The organism is Prevotella sp. lc2012 (assembly GCF_900107065.1).
GTDB lineage: Bacteria > Bacteroidota > Bacteroidia > Bacteroidales > Bacteroidaceae > Prevotella.
Map to the genome: position 1 here is coordinate 680978 of NZ_FNUF01000001.1, position 16854 is coordinate 697831.

General features: G+C 50.5%; 13 protein-coding genes. All 13 read left to right on the plus strand.

Translation table 11 applies throughout. The features are described 5' to 3' along the window. The first annotated feature begins 129 nt into the window (after positions 1-129). On the plus strand, positions 130-495 hold the full coding sequence (locus tag BLU99_RS03020; protein ID WP_036912994.1) for a response regulator transcription factor: 366 nt from the start codon (positions 130-132) through the stop codon (positions 493-495). 16 nt (positions 496-511) lie between these two features. After that, positions 512-1720, plus strand: coding sequence for a sugar transferase (locus BLU99_RS03025; protein WP_091899672.1), 1209 nt, complete (start codon positions 512-514; stop codon positions 1718-1720). A gap of 23 nt (positions 1721-1743) precedes the next feature. Next, positions 1744-2697 carry a TolC family protein gene (locus BLU99_RS03030; RefSeq protein ID WP_091899673.1) on the plus strand — a complete coding sequence of 318 codons (954 nt, stop codon included), beginning with the start codon at positions 1744-1746 and terminating at the stop codon, positions 2695-2697. Between the two features lie 20 nt (positions 2698-2717). Beyond that, positions 2718-4895, plus strand: coding sequence for a GumC family protein (locus BLU99_RS03035; protein WP_091899674.1), 2178 nt, complete (start codon positions 2718-2720; stop codon positions 4893-4895). Positions 4896-4900: 5 nt separating this feature from the next. Further along, on the plus strand, positions 4901-6430 hold the full coding sequence (locus BLU99_RS03040; protein WP_091899675.1) for an O-antigen ligase family protein: 1530 nt from the start codon (positions 4901-4903) through the stop codon (positions 6428-6430). A gap of 26 nt (positions 6431-6456) precedes the next feature. After that, positions 6457-7347 (plus strand): glycosyltransferase family 2 protein, encoded by an 891-nt coding sequence (locus BLU99_RS03045; RefSeq protein ID WP_091899676.1) that lies wholly within the window; start codon positions 6457-6459, stop codon positions 7345-7347. A gap of 6 nt (positions 7348-7353) precedes the next feature. After that, on the plus strand, positions 7354-8496 hold the full coding sequence (locus BLU99_RS03050; protein ID WP_091899677.1) for a glycosyltransferase family 2 protein: 1143 nt from the start codon (positions 7354-7356) through the stop codon (positions 8494-8496). Further along, positions 8493-9665 carry a glycosyltransferase family 2 protein gene (locus tag BLU99_RS03055; protein ID WP_091899678.1) on the plus strand — a complete coding sequence of 391 codons (1173 nt, stop codon included), beginning with the start codon at positions 8493-8495 and terminating at the stop codon, positions 9663-9665. The genes BLU99_RS03050 and BLU99_RS03055 overlap by 4 nt, the downstream gene beginning before the upstream one ends. Continuing rightward, positions 9666-11216, plus strand: coding sequence for a lipopolysaccharide biosynthesis protein (locus BLU99_RS12240; RefSeq protein WP_176771017.1), 1551 nt, complete (start codon positions 9666-9668; stop codon positions 11214-11216). After that, a complete protein-coding gene (locus tag BLU99_RS03070) occupies positions 11213-12205 on the plus strand; it encodes a glycosyltransferase family 2 protein (RefSeq protein WP_176771018.1) in 993 nt (330 codons plus the stop codon). Before BLU99_RS12240 ends, BLU99_RS03070 begins: the two co-directional genes overlap by 4 nt. Positions 12206-12224: 19 nt before the next feature. Beyond that, positions 12225-13775, plus strand: coding sequence for a hypothetical protein (locus BLU99_RS03075; RefSeq protein WP_091899682.1), 1551 nt, complete (start codon positions 12225-12227; stop codon positions 13773-13775). A gap of 10 nt (positions 13776-13785) precedes the next feature. Continuing rightward, entirely contained in the window at positions 13786-14784 is a 999-nt protein-coding gene (locus BLU99_RS03080) for an acyltransferase family protein (RefSeq protein WP_091899683.1), read from the plus strand. A gap of 254 nt (positions 14785-15038) precedes the next feature. Beyond that, positions 15039-16577, plus strand: coding sequence for a carboxylesterase/lipase family protein (locus tag BLU99_RS03085; RefSeq protein WP_255397423.1), 1539 nt, complete (start codon positions 15039-15041; stop codon positions 16575-16577). The last annotated feature ends 277 nt before the right edge of the window (positions 16578-16854 follow it).

Consider the following 16854-nt stretch of genomic DNA (forward strand, 5'->3'; position numbering starts at 1 on the left):
TTTTTTTTCAATCACACAATCTTTTTTCAAAAAAAAATGATTTTTTTACCATATTTTGTGTTGAATTAAAATATTTTTTTTACCTTTGCCTGCAGAATAACGTAACCGAAGGATAAATATTATTCATATATGAAGAAGAAAATACTAATACTTGACGACAAAGAGACCATTGCCAAGGTCCTCTCAATCTACCTGATGAGCGACTACGACGTACAGTGGTTGCCTGACGGATTGCAAGGAGTCAAATGGCTCCAAGCAGGAAACACGCCCGACCTAATTATTTCAGATATACGTATGCCCGGTATGCGAGGCGACGACTTTCTTGAGTGGATTAAGCAGAACGAGTTGTTTCAGCATATTCCAGTCATCATGCTTTCCAGTGAGGACTCTACCAGTGAGCGCATCCGTCTGCTAGAGATTGGAGCCGAAGACTATATCGTGAAGCCGTTTAACCCGATGGAATTGAAGATACGCGTAAAGAAGATTATCCCTTGACGGGAGTGTTTAGATTATGATAGGTGTTGTATATCTTGGTAGCAATCCAGAAACCGAGGAGCGCCTGAAATACATTCCCGGTCGATTGGTACAATACACAAAGAACTACAAGGACGCAGCCGCTGTCTGCGCCCCGCATGTTCGCAATGAGCATTTCATCATGTTCTATGAACAGAATGTTCAGACAGAAGATATCACCGCCATCACCTACATTAAGAAAAGATGTAAGAACGTATACATCATCCTGCTGACACATCAGTTGACGATCGATGACAGGAAGATGTACCAGAAATGTGGAATCAACGACACGATCGACGTCGGTGCCTCCATCACCGAGTTGAATAAGAAGATACAGTTTATTGCAGACCGTGAAGGGATGCTGTTCGACGATGCTCCTTCTAAGCATCGTATTCTTCGTTTTAAGATACCCCTTTGGAAACGCTTGTTCGATATCGTTTTCTCTGCCTTAGGTATCATCATCCTATCCCCTATTTTCATTCTGACAGCCATTGCCATCAGACTGGAGAGCAAGGGTCCTATCGTCTTCAAGTCCAAGCGTGTGGGTACCAACTACACGATCTTTGATTTCCTGAAGTTCCGTTCAATGTACGCAGATGCCGAGCAACGTCTGAAGGAAGTCACGAAAGAGTCGGGCAACCAATATGCAGAGAGGGAAGATGACAAAGACCCGAAGAGCGTCATCACAGCTCCTTTAGGTGAGGAGGCTGAGGAGATGATGATGAATCTCGGCATGGAGTCCGACATGATGATCAGCGACGACGAGGTCATGTTGGTTGGCGACGACTACGTGGTGGCCGAGTCCGACTTCAACAAAGAGAAAGAGGTAGAGAACAATAATGCATTCGTGAAGATCGAGAACGACCCACGCATCACGAAAGTGGGCCGCTTCATCCGCAAATACAGCATCGACGAGTTGCCGCAGCTCTTTAACATCCTGCGAGGCGACATGTCTATCGTTGGTAACCGTCCGCTTCCACTCTACGAGGCGGAGAAACTCACTGTCGACTCCAGCATCGACAGGTTCATGGCACCAGCCGGACTGACAGGTCTCTGGCAGGTGGAGGAACGCGGCAAGGGCGGCATGATGTCGGCAGAAGAGCGCAAGCAGCTCGACATCATCTATGGCCAGACCTACAATTTCGCTCTGGATATGAAAATCATATTCCGCACTTTGACGGCTTTTATACAGAAAGATAATGTATAGACAATATAGATAGTTTTCTAACGATGAACAAGTTAAGACGACTGTTATTAATTATAACAACAACAAGCATCGGTTCCACTGCTTTCGCTCAGTTTGACGAGAGCGGTATTGCGGCAGGATTCTTCGACTCGAGTAAGGAGAAGGATATCAACTATTCTGAGTTCCACCTACCGCCATTGTCCATATTATTTGAGAATGCGAAGTCTACTCCGCAGATCATGACGCTGGAGAAAGCAAGGCAGATCGCTCAGGCAGAGGTCGCCAAGCAGAAGCGTCACATCTTCTCGTATCTGACTGGTCATGCAAGCTATAGCTATGGTATGGCCGACATGTGGGGAAACAACTCTTCCTCGTACAATCAGATGATCTATCAGTATCAGGGAACAGAACAAAGCTATTGGAACGTTGGTGTTCATCTGGCCATCCCTGTAGAGGACATCCTCGACCTGACAGCAGCTGTCAAGCGTAAGAAGCTGGAGGTCGATCAGGCGATTATCGCCAAAGATATTGCATACGATCAATTAAAATTACAGATCGCATCGTTGTTCGTCAAGATTACGAATAACCTCGTGTCCCTGAAGACCCTCGGTGAGGCTGCTGCCGCCTATCAAGGTGCTGGCGCATTGAACAGAGAGGACTTTGAGAACGGTAATCTGGATATCCAGTCGTACGCACATACAAAATTGTATGAGAGTGGTCAGGTCACAAGCTATCAGGCCTTGCAGACGGAGATCACGACGGATATTATTACCTTGGAAATTCTAACACACACGCCTATTATCACGAACTCGACAACAGAGATCACGCTCGACAGAACCATTCAGAAGTCGGAGAAGGAGATTGCCAAGGAAAACAAGGCAGTAGAGAAGCGTATCAAGAAATCTGTTGAAGAGAGCGAGAAGAAGATGAAGGCTCTTGAGAAAGCAGAGCTGAAGGCTGAACGGGCTGCTGCGAAAGCGGCTAAAAAACAAATGTAGAACGCAAAAACAATACAACGATGGATTTATTTAGGTATATAGTTCGGTTTTTATACAAGATTCGTTGGTTTCTCATTATCCTACCACTCATAGCTCTGGTAGTTGCTTGGTTCATGACTCGTAACATGGAGAGGGTCTATGACACCAACACCACGATCTATACAGGTATGATCACTGGATACAATATTGAAGGAACGGTGGGAACGGCTGGAGGACAGTCGCAGACGAATATGACGAACCTGATGTTGCTGATTACCACTGACGCAACGATCCACGAGGTGTCACTACGCCTGTTTGCCCGTTGTATGATGTATGGTAACGCCAACAAAGACAATAACTACATCTCTGCAGAGCACTTCCGTCAGCTTAACAACAGTGTGCCGACAGATGTCAAGGCGCTGATCAATCACAACAGTGAGAATGCCACTTATGCGAACCTGAAGGCATATGAGCGTCCGTCGCAGGACAACTATATCTTCGGACTCCTGAACTACAACCAGTGGTTTGGCATCAACAGCATCACCAGTCGTCTGAAGGTACAACAGCTCCAAAAGAGTGATATCATTGATATCAGCTATACCACCAACGACGCAGGTATCGCCTACAACACACTGGACATCCTGAACGAGGTCTTCGCCCGTCAGTATGCACAGCTTCGTTATGGTGAGACCAATAATGTGATTAAGTTCTTTGAGCGCGAGGTTGCCCGTCTGTATCGTATATTGACTGGCGCAGAGGATGACCTGATCCGCTACAATGTAGAGAAGCGTATCATCAACTACGGTGAGCAGACCAAGGCCCTTACAGGACTTGATGCCACTCAGCAGACATCCGACAATGACCTGCTGAAGAACCAGACGACGACACGTGCGCTGATGGACTATCTGGAGCGGCAGTTGGGTGACCGTGCCAAGATTATCAAGGCCAACAAGGAGTTCACCAACCAGGTAACAGATATCTCACGTATCCAGTCCAGAATATCTAACCTACGCCTCATGAATAGTGAAGGCGGTGGCAGTGGTATCGAATCACAGCAGGAGCTCGCCAAAGCCGAGAGAATGCTGCAAGATGCCTCTAATAACGTACGCAGTCTTGTGAAGGATATCGAGGCTGGTACCTATAGCACCGAGACTGGTGTCAAGGCCAACGAGATGATCAGCAAATGGCTGGATCAGGTGTTGCTGCTCGAGAAGACCAAGGCTGAGTTGAGCGCTCAGGATATCATGCGCCAGAAGCTCGACAAGCAGATTCTGTACTACGCTCCTATCGGTGCGACCATCGCCCGTAAGGACCGTCATATCAGCTTCATCGAGGGTAACTATATGGAGATGCTGAAAGCATTGAACTCGGCCCGTCTCCGTCAGAAGAACCTCCAGATGACGACAGCCACCCTGCGCGTGCTGAATCCGCCGATGTTCCCCATGAACGCCCAGCCCACCAACCGTCTGATGATCCTGTTGGGTGCGTTCATGCTGACCTTCGTGCTCACAGCCATGTACTTCTTCATCATCGAGCTGTTGGATCGCACGCTACGTGACCGTATGCGTTCGGAACGTATCACCAAGATTCCTGTCATGGGCTGCTTCCCGAAGGAGAGTACCCTGCGCTATCGCCGCTTCAACAAGACCATCGCCGATATGGCACTGCGCCAGTTGAGTAAGGCCCTGCTGCCGCACTTCAAGGAGGGACAGCAGAATGTGCTGAACCTGCTCTCTACAGACGCCGCCAACGGAAAGAGTTATCTGGCGCAGGAACTGGAGAACTACTGGATCTCTATCGGTCTGCAGGTACGTCGCCTGACATACGATGAGGACTTCCTCGCCGAAGACAGTCGTTTTATCATGGCCAAGGATATCAAGGACATCTGCGCCGACATCCTGCCCAACGAGATTGCCATTGTGGAATATCCTAACCTCGACGACCACTCTATCCCACCAGCATTGCTGAACATGGGTACAGTGAACCTCATGGTAACACGCGCCAACCGTACTTGGAAAGACGTTGACCAGAAAGCCCTGAAGGAACTTCAGTCGCAGCTGGAAGACCAGAACACCTTATATATGTATCTGACCGAGGCTCAGCGCTATGCGGTAGAGGAGTTCGTGGGACAGTTGCCACCATATACCAGGTTCAACAACTTCGTATATCGGATGTCGCAGATGGGTCTCACTGCAATTGAAAACAGTCACGCGAAATAAAATAAATGGCAAGTAGTTCTTCAAATAGACTATCAGAATACTCACATGAAAACGGAGGAAGAGTCCTGTTACTCTTTCTCCTGTTTTTACTTGCCATATACGAATTCGTTACTGCCGGCTTCTCTGCCTTTGCGACCATTTGTATCATACCAGTGCTGATCTTCTGTGTCTATGTCGCATTCCGATGGAGGATGTCGACGTTCTGGGCACTGATCATCATCAACTTCTTTGTACAGATGAAGGATGTCACACTGCCTATCCCGGTGTCACTGCCCAACGAGATGCTGCAGATCATCCTTATGGCCATCGCCGTGATCGACATCCGTCAGACCTCACCCTTTGGACGAATCGGTAATCTGATGTTCTTCGCCCTGGTAATCTGGTGCGGCTTCTGCTTATTAGAGATTCTCAACGACACCTGTAACCTGGGCATCAGCATCGCACGATGGTATAATGGAGCCCGACTGATGGCTTTCCAGCTCCTATATATCTTTATTGTGTTCTCATTATACATCTCGACACCCGAGACGTTGAAGAACTACCTGATACTATGGGCATTACTATCGTTATTCTCCGCCTTCTGGACATGGAAGCAGGTCTACCTCGGTCTGACTGTCAAGGAGAATGTCTGGCTGCAGACAAGCGGATATACGACGCACTTGCTGAATGCTGGTACACTGATACGATACTGGTCGACCTTTAATGATGCTGCCTGTTATGGTTGTTATGCCGCAGCGACATCGGCCGCCTTTATCATCTTTGCCATCACCAATAAGATCAAGAAATTCAAGTTGTTCTTCGGTATTATTGCCATTGCAGTGATATGGGGCATGTTCCAATCGGGTACTCGAACAGCCATCTTCTGTCTGGCAGCCGGACTGCTGGTATATATCTTCTTGTCGAAGTCGTTTAAGATTGCCATTCCGTTCACCATCGTCTTTGGTATCTTCGCCTTTATACTGATGTTCACCAATATCGGAAACAGCAACCAGCAAATCCGAAGAATGCGATCGGCGTTCAACAAGGACGACGCGTCTGCGAGTGTGCGTGAGATTAACCAGGAGGTCATGAAGAAACATATCAAGGACGCCCCATGGGGTATCGGACTGGGTATGGGCATGGAGCATGTGCCTGCTAACAATAAGTATTGGCGACTGGCTACGATCCCCCCCGACTCCGAGTATGTGTTCATCTGGCTGAGAACAGGACCTATAGGCATCACGATCTTCGTCATCACCATGCTCATCATGCTGGGAGGTGCCTGTAGGGTGGTACTCTTCAAACTCAAGAACAAGTCGCTTATAGGTATCGGAGGTGGACTATGCGGTGCCTTTGTCGCCATCCAGTTAGGAGGCTATGGAAACCAGATCTTGATGCAGATGCCTAACTGTCTGACCTTCTATGGAGGTCTGGCCATCGTCTATGTCCTGCCCTACCTCGAGCCGGCATGGATTGAGATGGAGAACAAGATGTACGAGAGACAGGAAGAGAAGAAACGAATCAAACGGGAAAAGAAATTAGCATCACGAGTATAAAGAGATTGAAAACTGATAATTGAACGTTGAGCATCAAGACATCTATTATCACAATCAATTACAATGGGCTGGCAGATACCTGTGCATTGATTGAGACGATTCCCTTCAATGAAGACATGGAGGTGATCGTGGTAGATAATGCCTCAGACCATCAGGAAGCAGACACCATCGCAGAGCGATTTCCTCAGGTGAAGGTTATCAAGAGCGAGAGGAACGTAGGCTTCGCAGGAGGAAACAATCTCGGTATCCAGGCCGCCCAAGGCACATACCTCTTTCTCGTCAACAACGACACGGTATTCAAGGACTTCAACATCTCTGCCCTGATCGACAGACTGGAGTCCTCATCCGACATTGGGATTGTCTGTCCCAAGATACGCTTTGCCTGGGACAAGAACCCCATTCAGTTTGCTGGCTACACCATGCTGAGCAAGGTGACGATGCGGAATCGGTCTATCGGCTATGGCGAGGATGATCATGGACAATATGAGACAGCCCACCCCACGCCGTATGCCCACGGGGCTGCGATGCTCGTCAAGCGAGAGGCAATCGACAAGGTGGGACTGATGCCAGAATGCTACTTCCTCTATTACGAGGAGATAGACTGGTCGATGATGTTCACCAGAGCAGGCTACCAGATATGGTACGAGCCGAAGTGCACCATCTATCACAAGGAGAGTCAGGCCACAGGACAAGACAGTCCTCTGCGCACCTATTATATTACTCGTAACAGACTGCTGTTCGTCAGACGTAACAGGCGGGGCATCCTCAGAGGACTATCCTACGCCTATCTCACTGCAGTCGTCGCACCCCGCGACATGCTCAGACACATCACAAAAGGCCGATTCAATCTCGCCAAGGCAACCTATAAAGGATTACGAGACTTCAGCCTCAACGTATCATCATCAATGAAATCGTAAAAGCATATGGATTTTTGGCAACTACTATACATCATCGACGGAATTCTGTTTATCGCAACAGCTGGCACAGTACTCTATCTGGGCATCTTCTCGATTGCATCGTTATTCAATCGAACAAGCGTGCTCCAGAAAGCCAAGAAGCAGAAGCGCATCGTGGTACTCATCCCTGCCTACAAGCAAGATGCAGTCATTGAGCATACGGTCATCTCCATCCTGGGACAGGCCTACCCCCAGCGCATGTTCGATGTCACGGTGATCTCCGACCATCAGGACGAGATGACCAACATGCGTCTGGCACAATATCCCATCACACTGCTGACACCCAACTTCGAAGAGAGCACGAAGGCCAAATCCCTGCAATACGCCATCCTGAACCTGCCAGAGTTCAAAATCTACGACATCGCACTCGTACTGGATGCCGACAATATCGTGGAACAAGATTTCCTGGAGAATGTCAACAATGCTTTTGACGTAGCAGCTACTAAGGCTATTCAACTGCATCGTATATCCAGAAACAGAGACACGGCAGCCGCTCGAATGGATGCTATCTTTGAAGAAATTAACAACGCCATCTTCCGTAAAGGACATATCAACCTCGGACTGTCATCCGCCATAGCGGGTTCTGGCACAGCCTACGACTTCACATGGTTCAAGACCAATGTCATGCGAACGAAGACCTCTGGCGAGGATAAGGAACTTGAGGCGCTGCTGCTGCGTCAGGAGATCTTCATCGACTATTTCGACCATATCTACGTCTATGGCGAGAAGAAACGGAGCACGGCTAAACTCAACGAACAGCGCGGACGCTGGGCCTCACAACAGCTCCATAATTTCATCCGTAACATCCGCTTCCTGCCAGGCGCGATCTTCAGGAAGCAATATGACCTCGCGGACAAGATCATACAATGGATGCTCGTTCCGAGAACAACGCTGATGGGCATCATCATGGTGATGAGCATCGTCCTGCCGTTTATCTACGTCACACTCGTCATCAAATGGTGGATACTAGGTGCACTGGCTCTGTTCTTCTTCGCGCTAGCCACCCCCGACTATCTGGTTGATGAGATGTGGGACAAGACCTTCCTTCGCTCGCCATTCGTGAGTCTATGGGGATTAATTAATGTCAGACTGTTAGGAAAGCGTAAATGATGTGGACAATCCTACATATCATCGATATCGCCCTCTGGTTGTTGATCTTAGGGTCTGTCGCATATGTGGTATTCTTCACTTTCATCTCCCTCTTCTACGACAAAGAAGACCAGTTGGCCATCCATGCGGCCTCTCTCAGTGGTCGTATGAACAGATTCCTGATTCTCTTCCCTGCCTATCAGGAAGATGCGGTCATCACCAACGCCGTCGAGACATTCCTGGAACAGGAATATCCCCAGGACCATTACACGGTGGCTGTCATCTCCGATCACATGCAGCCCGAGACCAACGAGGCACTTGGGAAGCTCCCCATCACCTTGCTGACGCCCACCTTCGAGAAAAGCTCCAAGGCGAAAGCCATGCAGTATGCCATCAATGAAGTCAAGGGCGACTTCGACCACGTTGTCATCCTCGACGCCGATAATATCGTACGTCCAGACTTTCTCTCCAAGCTGAATGTGCTCTGCACGATCTACGATGCCGTCCAGTGCCACCGTTGTGCCAAGAACGCTGACAACGATGTGGCTGTGCTCGACGGAGCCAGTGAGGAGATCAACAACACCATCTTCCGCAAAGCCCACAACCGTCTGGGATTGTCGTCAGCGCTCATCGGCTCAGGCATGTGCTTCAGCTATGATCTGTTTAAACAGAACGTGTTCCAGTTGTCCACGGCTGGCGAAGACCGTGAGATGGAAGCCCTACTGCTCCAACAGGATGTCTATATCAAGTATGCCCCCGAGATCCATGTCTACGACGAGAAGGTGAATAGTCAGGACACTTTCCAACGGCAGCGTATGCGCTGGATGACAGCACAGGTACAGAGTCTGCTCAGCAATCTCCCCAAGCTCCCTCGCGCCATCTTCCATGGCAACATCAACTTCATCGACAAGACCATCCAACAGGCCCTGATTCCTCGTTCCATTCTGATCGTTCTCTTGACAGTCATCTCCATACTGGTGACGCTGCTGGTACCCGTCTGGTGCGAGAAATGGTGGCTCCTTTTAGGACTGCTTGTCCTTTCCCTGTTCATCGCCCTTCCCTGTCAGTTGCGCCTTCGAACCATCACAAAGGTCTTCACCATCCCTGGACTGGTATTCAGGATGCTGACGAACATCCTGCACATGGACAGGAAGAGTACTGACTTTATTCATACGGAGCACAATTCATAGATGATGGAAGGGAGTCGTACAAAACGGACCATTCAGAATAGTCAGATGTCACTGCTGCTATTCCTGATTCAGGTATTGATCGGGTTCTACTCTCGTAAGGTCTTCCTCGACCACCTTGGCGACGAGGTGATCGGTCTGAACACCACCCTGGGTAATATCCTGGGATTCCTGAATCTCGCGGAACTGGGCATCGGCATCGCCATGGCGACATCGCTGTATCAGCCTATCCACGATCAGGACCGTCACACCATCCGTGAGATCCTCGGTGTACAGGGTTTCCTATACAAGCGCATCGCCCTGTTGTTGTGCCTGCTGAGCATCCCGATCATCATCGCCCTTCCTTTTATCTTCCCCTCCACAGCATGTGGCATCGCCTATGTCTATGTGGCCTACATCGTCTTCCTGAGCGGCTCCATCTTCGGCTATCTGTGGAACTACCGACAGGTGTTGATACAGGCCGACCAGAAGAACTACAAGCTGATGCCTTGGGTTCATGGTTTGAGGTATGTGAAGATCCTGCTGCAGATCTTTGTCCTGATCTTCTTCAGTTGGGGTATCTGGGGATGGATTATCATCGAGTTTATTGGCAATGTGGCCACCGTCCTCGCCATCAACTATGTCATGCGGAAAGAGTATCCGTGGCTCTATGCCGAGAAGACATCCACGAAGGACCTGATCCATAGGTACCACGGACTGATCGTCAAGACCAAGCAGGTCTTCGTTCATAAGATCGCTCTGTTCGTCATCGAGCAGACAGCCCCTCTGATCATCTATGCCTTCGTATCCCTCACGATGGTGACCTTCTATGGTAACTACATGATACTCATCGGCTATGTGGTCACCCTCATGAACGTGGTCTTCGAGGGAATGGGAGCCTCTATCGGCAACCTCGTGGCGGAGAAGAACAGAGCACATACGCTCGATGTCTTCTGGGAACTGTTCACGTCACGCATCTGGATCGCGGGCATCGCCTGCTATGGACTGTACCTCTTTATCGGTCCCTTCATCACCCTGTGGATCGGCAGCAGATACCTGTTGGGCGAGACCACCCTACTACTGCTCGTGGCAACGATGTTTATCCGCATCACGCGTTCCGTCGTCGACTCTTTCAAGAACGCCTATCAGCTATTCGCGGATGTGTGGGCACCCATCGCCGAGGCCGCCATCCATCTGGGAGGCGCCATCCTGTTAGGCTATTTCTGGGGACTGAACGGTATCCTCCTGGGCGGCATCCTCAGTCAGATCATCATCGTACTGATATGGAAGCCCTACTATACCTTCCGTAAAGGACTGGGAGCATCACCTCTGTCCTACTATCTCCAGTTCGTTGTCCACTGCGCCGTACTACTTGTCTTCGCCTGTCTCGCCAAGGCATTGTATCAGCACTTCTACGTCTGGCAGGATGGTTCCGACTGGCTCATGCTCGTGGTATGGCTGACCGTCTCCCTACTCTTCTTCATCGTCACCACATTCATCACGCTATACATCCTAACGGCAGGCATGCGTATGTTTGCCCGTCGCATGATCAGAATCACGACCCACAAGCTATGAAGGTAAGCATCATCATCCCCGTATACAACGTAGAGAACTATCTCGTCAGATGTCTTGATTCCGTGACAGCCCAGACCTGTCAGGATATCGAGTGTATCCTTGTCGACGACTGCGGCAACGACCACAGTGTGCAGATAGCCGAGGACTACATCCAAGCCTATCAGGGTCCTATCGTCTTCAAGTTCCTGCACCACACCAAGAACCGCGGACTGGCCGCTGCCAGGAATACGGGCATCGATGCGGCGACAGGCGACTATCTCTTTTTCCTAGATAGCGACGACACAATCGTCGACGACTGTATCGAGAGCCTTTTGGCTCTTTTCGGGAAATACCCCGACATCGACTTTGCCCAAGGGAATATCCTGGCCGAAGATGGCACCATCAGCTCTTACGGTTTCCAGCGCGAGATGCCGGAATACACTGCCGACACAGCAGTCATCTACAGGATCATGCTCAGCGAGATCACCACTGTAGCATGGAACCGTCTTATCCGGAGAGACTTCGTGCTGACTCACAAGCTCTATTTCCCTGAGGGCTATTTCACAGAGGATATGTACTGGGGCTACTTCATCGCCAAGCATGTCAAGGCCGTGTCGTTCACCCACAAGGGTCTATACACCTATTATATTAATGAGGGGAGCATGATGACCTCGCCCAAGAAGAGTACACGCATGAAATGGTTCACATCACGCTTGTGGACCAGTGGGGTCTACCTGGCCGACATCAGGAAGGGGAACGCCAACAAGTACCAACGCCAGTATCTGGCCGTCAACCTCCTCAGTTGTCTGGTGGAACTGGCAAACATCATGTCCGTCGCCCAATGGCTCAGGTTCTGGAGCAGGGTATGCCGCATGTCACTCTCCATCATTCACAAGACCACCTGGCACAGGCTTCTGCTCTTTATCTGTCTGATGCCCCCCGTCTGCTTCCTTGCCAGCAAGGACAAGATCAGATGGCGCATACAACAGCGTATCATTCCCTTTGTATAACCCCAAAAAGAGACCCACGATGCAGACATCACCGTTTAAGCTATTCGGCCTACTCTTCATACTGGCATTGGGCGTGCTGTTCATCATCTCTCCCGACTCGTATACACACGACCTGTTCTTCCGCATCGACACCGCCTGGTTCTTCACCTGCGGAAAGGCATGGATGAACGGGATGATTCCCTATATCGACTTCGCCGACAGCAAGGGACCGCTCCTATGGCTTATCTATGGCATAGGCTATCTGCTCTCGCCCCACAACTACCTCGGTATGTTCTGGCTCAGTGTCGTGTTATATGCCTTCATCTTCTACTATGTCTACAAGACCGCCTTCATCTTCCTCAAGGACACGAGGCACGCGTTCTTCGTTGTACTCCTGATGATCGCCGCTTTCTTCTGTAAGTGGTACCATTATGAGATCAGGGCGGAAGACTGGGCCCATCTCTTCATTGCACTCCTGTTCTACCATCTGTGTCGTTTCCTGTATACTGACGAGGGGAAGAGCGACAGACATGTCTTCCTCACCTGCTTCCTCTATGGTGTCAGCATGGCCGCCACCCTGCTCATCAAGTATAACATCACCGTCATGCTCGGACTGCTGGCCCTGTATGTCCTCTATGCCCTCATCCGAGAACGGAAGAACATCCTCCTTGCCGTCCTGACTTTTGTCGCGGGACTGTTGCTTGTCATGGTTCCCTTCTACCTCTATATGCTGAGCGCAGGTAATCTCGATGCCTTCATCCGAGAGTATTTCTTGAACACGATGCAGACCATCGACTCGTTCAACAACTCATCCATGTATGTCAAGGAGTGGCTCTTCCTCACCTACGATCCCCTATACGTCGTGCTCTTCACGGTCTGTTGTGCAGGTGCGCTGATGATGGCCCACAGGGTCAGACGATACAAGTACTTCTTCCTGTTGTCCTTCCTCGCCTTCTATGCGATTGCCATCCACCACAGTTCCTCCTACCGCATCCAGTACATGTGCATCTGCCTGTTCTTTCCGATATGGCTGTGCATCGGCTCCGTGGGCTATCTTCAGGAGAAATATGCCGCCTCATCACGCAGGATCCTATGCATGACCTCGTCTGTCCTTATCCTGTACACCCTTTTCTCCAACATGTTCACACAAGGGTATGTCAACCAGGACCTGTTCTTCATGAATAACGACGGTCGTCAGTGGTACTACGAGGCAGCCTATTACATGTCGCAGGTTAAAAAGCCTACCATCATCTACTACACCAGCATGGAGAAAGGTATCGGCACCCCCGTCGACGCCTTACCAGGAACACGGTACTGGTCGTCACAGATGGGTGCGACCCAGGAGATGCTCGACTCACAGTTGGACGGGGTCAGAAAGGGGACAGCCGACTTTGTGCTGGCCTCCGACTTCGCGCAGCCCCTTGCCATGACCGACAGTATCCTGCAAGCGGCAGGATACCACCAGGTGCATGAGCACGAATTCAACAACACCCACCAGGTGCTCTATTCCAAACACGCCCTTCGTCCGCTCCCCCAGGACTTCAGGGTCAGCAGCTGGGATGTACTGCTGAAGAGAAAGATTTTCAAATAACAAATGCCGCATGATCGCATCCATCTTTGGTCTACTGAGAAAGCATGTCGTCATGAACGACTACCACGACATCTCCCGCTACCGTTCGGAGTTGATGGGATGGGCTATCGTATGGGTGATGATGTTGCATTTCACCTTCACCCAACTGAAGCCGCTGGGGTTTGTGGCCCAATATGGCATCGCGGGTGTCGACATCTTCCTCTTTGTCTCTGGCTATGGTCTCTTCTTCGCACTGGAGAAAAGCACCAGCCTGCGCTCATACTATAAGAGAAGATGGCTGCGTATCTTCCCCGCCTATTACATCATTGGTGCCTTCTACAGTTTCTTTGTCTTCAACGATGGTATCATCGACTACCTGTTCCGCTACACCACACTGGGGTTCTGGACTGACAGCCTGTATTGCGACTGGTATATCCCTTCACTCGTCCTGCTCTATCTCCTGTCACCTTGTCTGAAGGTCCTTTTCGACAAGAAAGGCTGGGCCGTCATCCTCTCGCTGACCGTCATCGCCATTTACCTTGTCGCCTACCTGCTTGTCGACAGAGAATTGATTTACGAGAAGGAGCCCCATTTCTTCCTGCTTTACAGGATTCCCGCCTTCCTGTTCGGCATGACCTGTGCCTACTGGCTGAAGACCAAGGCGCCGATCAGATACTTCTATATCATCATGTTCATCGGCATTCCCTTCTTCCTTGTGCTCTTCCCCCGACATCACGACATATACAACTACAAATACCTCTCCCTTGCCTTCCTGCTGCCAGTCTTTGTCTACGGTCTGATCCTCCTCTGCAGGATCACCAAGCCCTTGAACGGCATCATGGCGCGAGTGGGCAATGCCAGTCTGGAGATCTTCCTCATCCAGGGCATCTTCTTCTACGCCATCGTGCACCATCTGGTCGCCATTCCCGCCCCATGGCACGATGCCATCACCCTTGGGCTCATGCTCCTCTGCACACTGCTTGGCATCATCTCCCACCACCTCATTGACAAGTGCCTCCCCAAGAGGTAGACAAGACAATTATTGTTTTTTGCGTTTCTCAATTTATCTGTCGGCTCATATCATCGTATCAATCCTGTGGTATGTCCAGAAGTTAGACAAGGAGTGTCTAATTTCTGGACATGGCGTTGGTTCGTCGATTTAACAGCATATTGATTATCAGTACGTTACACTTCTGGTACGGCGTTTGATGGATTCGTCGTGATATTCTGCCTATGACGTTAAGCAGAGAGAAGTATAAACGATATATTAAAATGACAAGCAACATGAACAAGAAACTATTCATTGCGATTTGCGGACTGTTGGGTGCGATGACCGTTCAAGCCCAGCCGCTGCTGAGAACCCATGTGGAGACAGGCGATCTGGAGGGTGTACTCGAAGGCGACCTCGCCGTTTACAAGGCGATCCCTTTTGCAGCACCTCCCGTAGGCGACCTGCGCTGGAAGGCACCACAGCCCGCCAAGCCCTGGAAGGGCGTGCTGAAGGCTGAGGAGTGTGCCAAGTGGCCCCCACAGCCTGAACGTGGCGACGTGAGTTACGACATGATGAGCGAGGACTGCCTCTACCTCAGTGTCGTCACTCCTGCCAAGACGGTCGACGAGGCCCTGCCCGTGATGGTGTATATCCATGGCGGGGGCTTCATGACTGAGCACTACAGTGCCACTCTGTGGCAGAACCTGGCCCGTCGTGGTGTCATCACCGTATCCATTGCGTATCGTGTCGGTGCCCTTGGCTTCCTCGCTCATCCTGAGCTCTCGAAGGAGTCGCCCGACGGTCATTCTGGCAACTACGGCATTCTCGACCAGATCTACGCGCTGCAGTGGATACAGCGTAACATCAAGAACTTCGGCGGCGATCCCTCGAAGGTCACCATCTTCGGCGAGTCGTCGGGTGGCATGAGCTGTAACATTCTCTGTGCCTCACCTCTCGCCAAGGGCCTCTTCCGCGCCTGCATCAGTCAGAGCGGTGCTTTCTTCACGCCCATGCATCCCCTCACCCAGAGAGATGCCGAGACATGGGGCGTGAAATACCAGGAGCGGTTGGGCAAGAAGTCTGTCGAGGAGTTGCGCCAGATGAATAGTCGTTCGCTCACAGGCGAAGGCGTCTACCCTCCCTGCACTCCCGTCTTCGACGGCTATGTGCTCAATGCCGAGCTTTTCGACCTCTATGAGCGTGGCGAGTATAACGATGTGCCTGTGATCGTCATGTACAACAACGACGAGGGGGGCGCAGGAATTGAAAGTGTGACGCTCGACGAGTATCAGGAGGAGCTCAGAGACTATCCCGAACAGTTTGTCGACAGTATGTTCATCTGCTATCCTGCCGAGAACGAAGAGCAGGCGCTCTTCGCCATCCGCGACATGGTTCGCGACCTGAACTATGCCGCCGACATTGACAGCTGGGCCAAGATGCAGACCAAGACAGGCAAGAGTCCCGTCTATTATGCCTACTTCGCCCAGAAGTCGGAGCGTACCATCATCGGCAGTGGCAACCTGCGCGGCGCCGCCCATGCCGACGACTGTCTCTATGTGGGTGGCGCTTTCGACGATGAGCCCGAGAAGTACCCTCACGAATATGCTGTCTCTGAGATGATACAGCAGTACTGGACGAACTTCGCGAAGCACATGAACCCCAACGGCAAAGGACTGCCATACTGGCCCGCCTTCAGCCTCGATCCCAAAGAGGAGTGCGTGATGCAGTTCAGGAACGGCGCCACCCTCATCGCCAACCCCAATCAGGAGTCGGTCGGACTCATGGAGCGCCTTTTCGACTGGACACGCTCCCAGCGAACGATCAAGCCTTAAATTATTCTTTTCAGTGGCAGTGATGCCGCCATTCTTTACTAAGTCCCGGGGGCGCCAACAAGCGCCCCCTTTTTATTGTTACCAGACATATAATCACTTGTTACATCATAAGAATCTTCTGACGGCAAAAGGATTAGCATTATTGGAAACACAAAAGAGATAGCACATCCCCTTTTCCTGAGATAAAACAGGAAAAATAGCTGTAGTGTACCTATTGTTTTGTTACGTGGCTATAAAGCTAATCTAGTTTCTGCCTATAGAGCGAAGGATTTTTGTC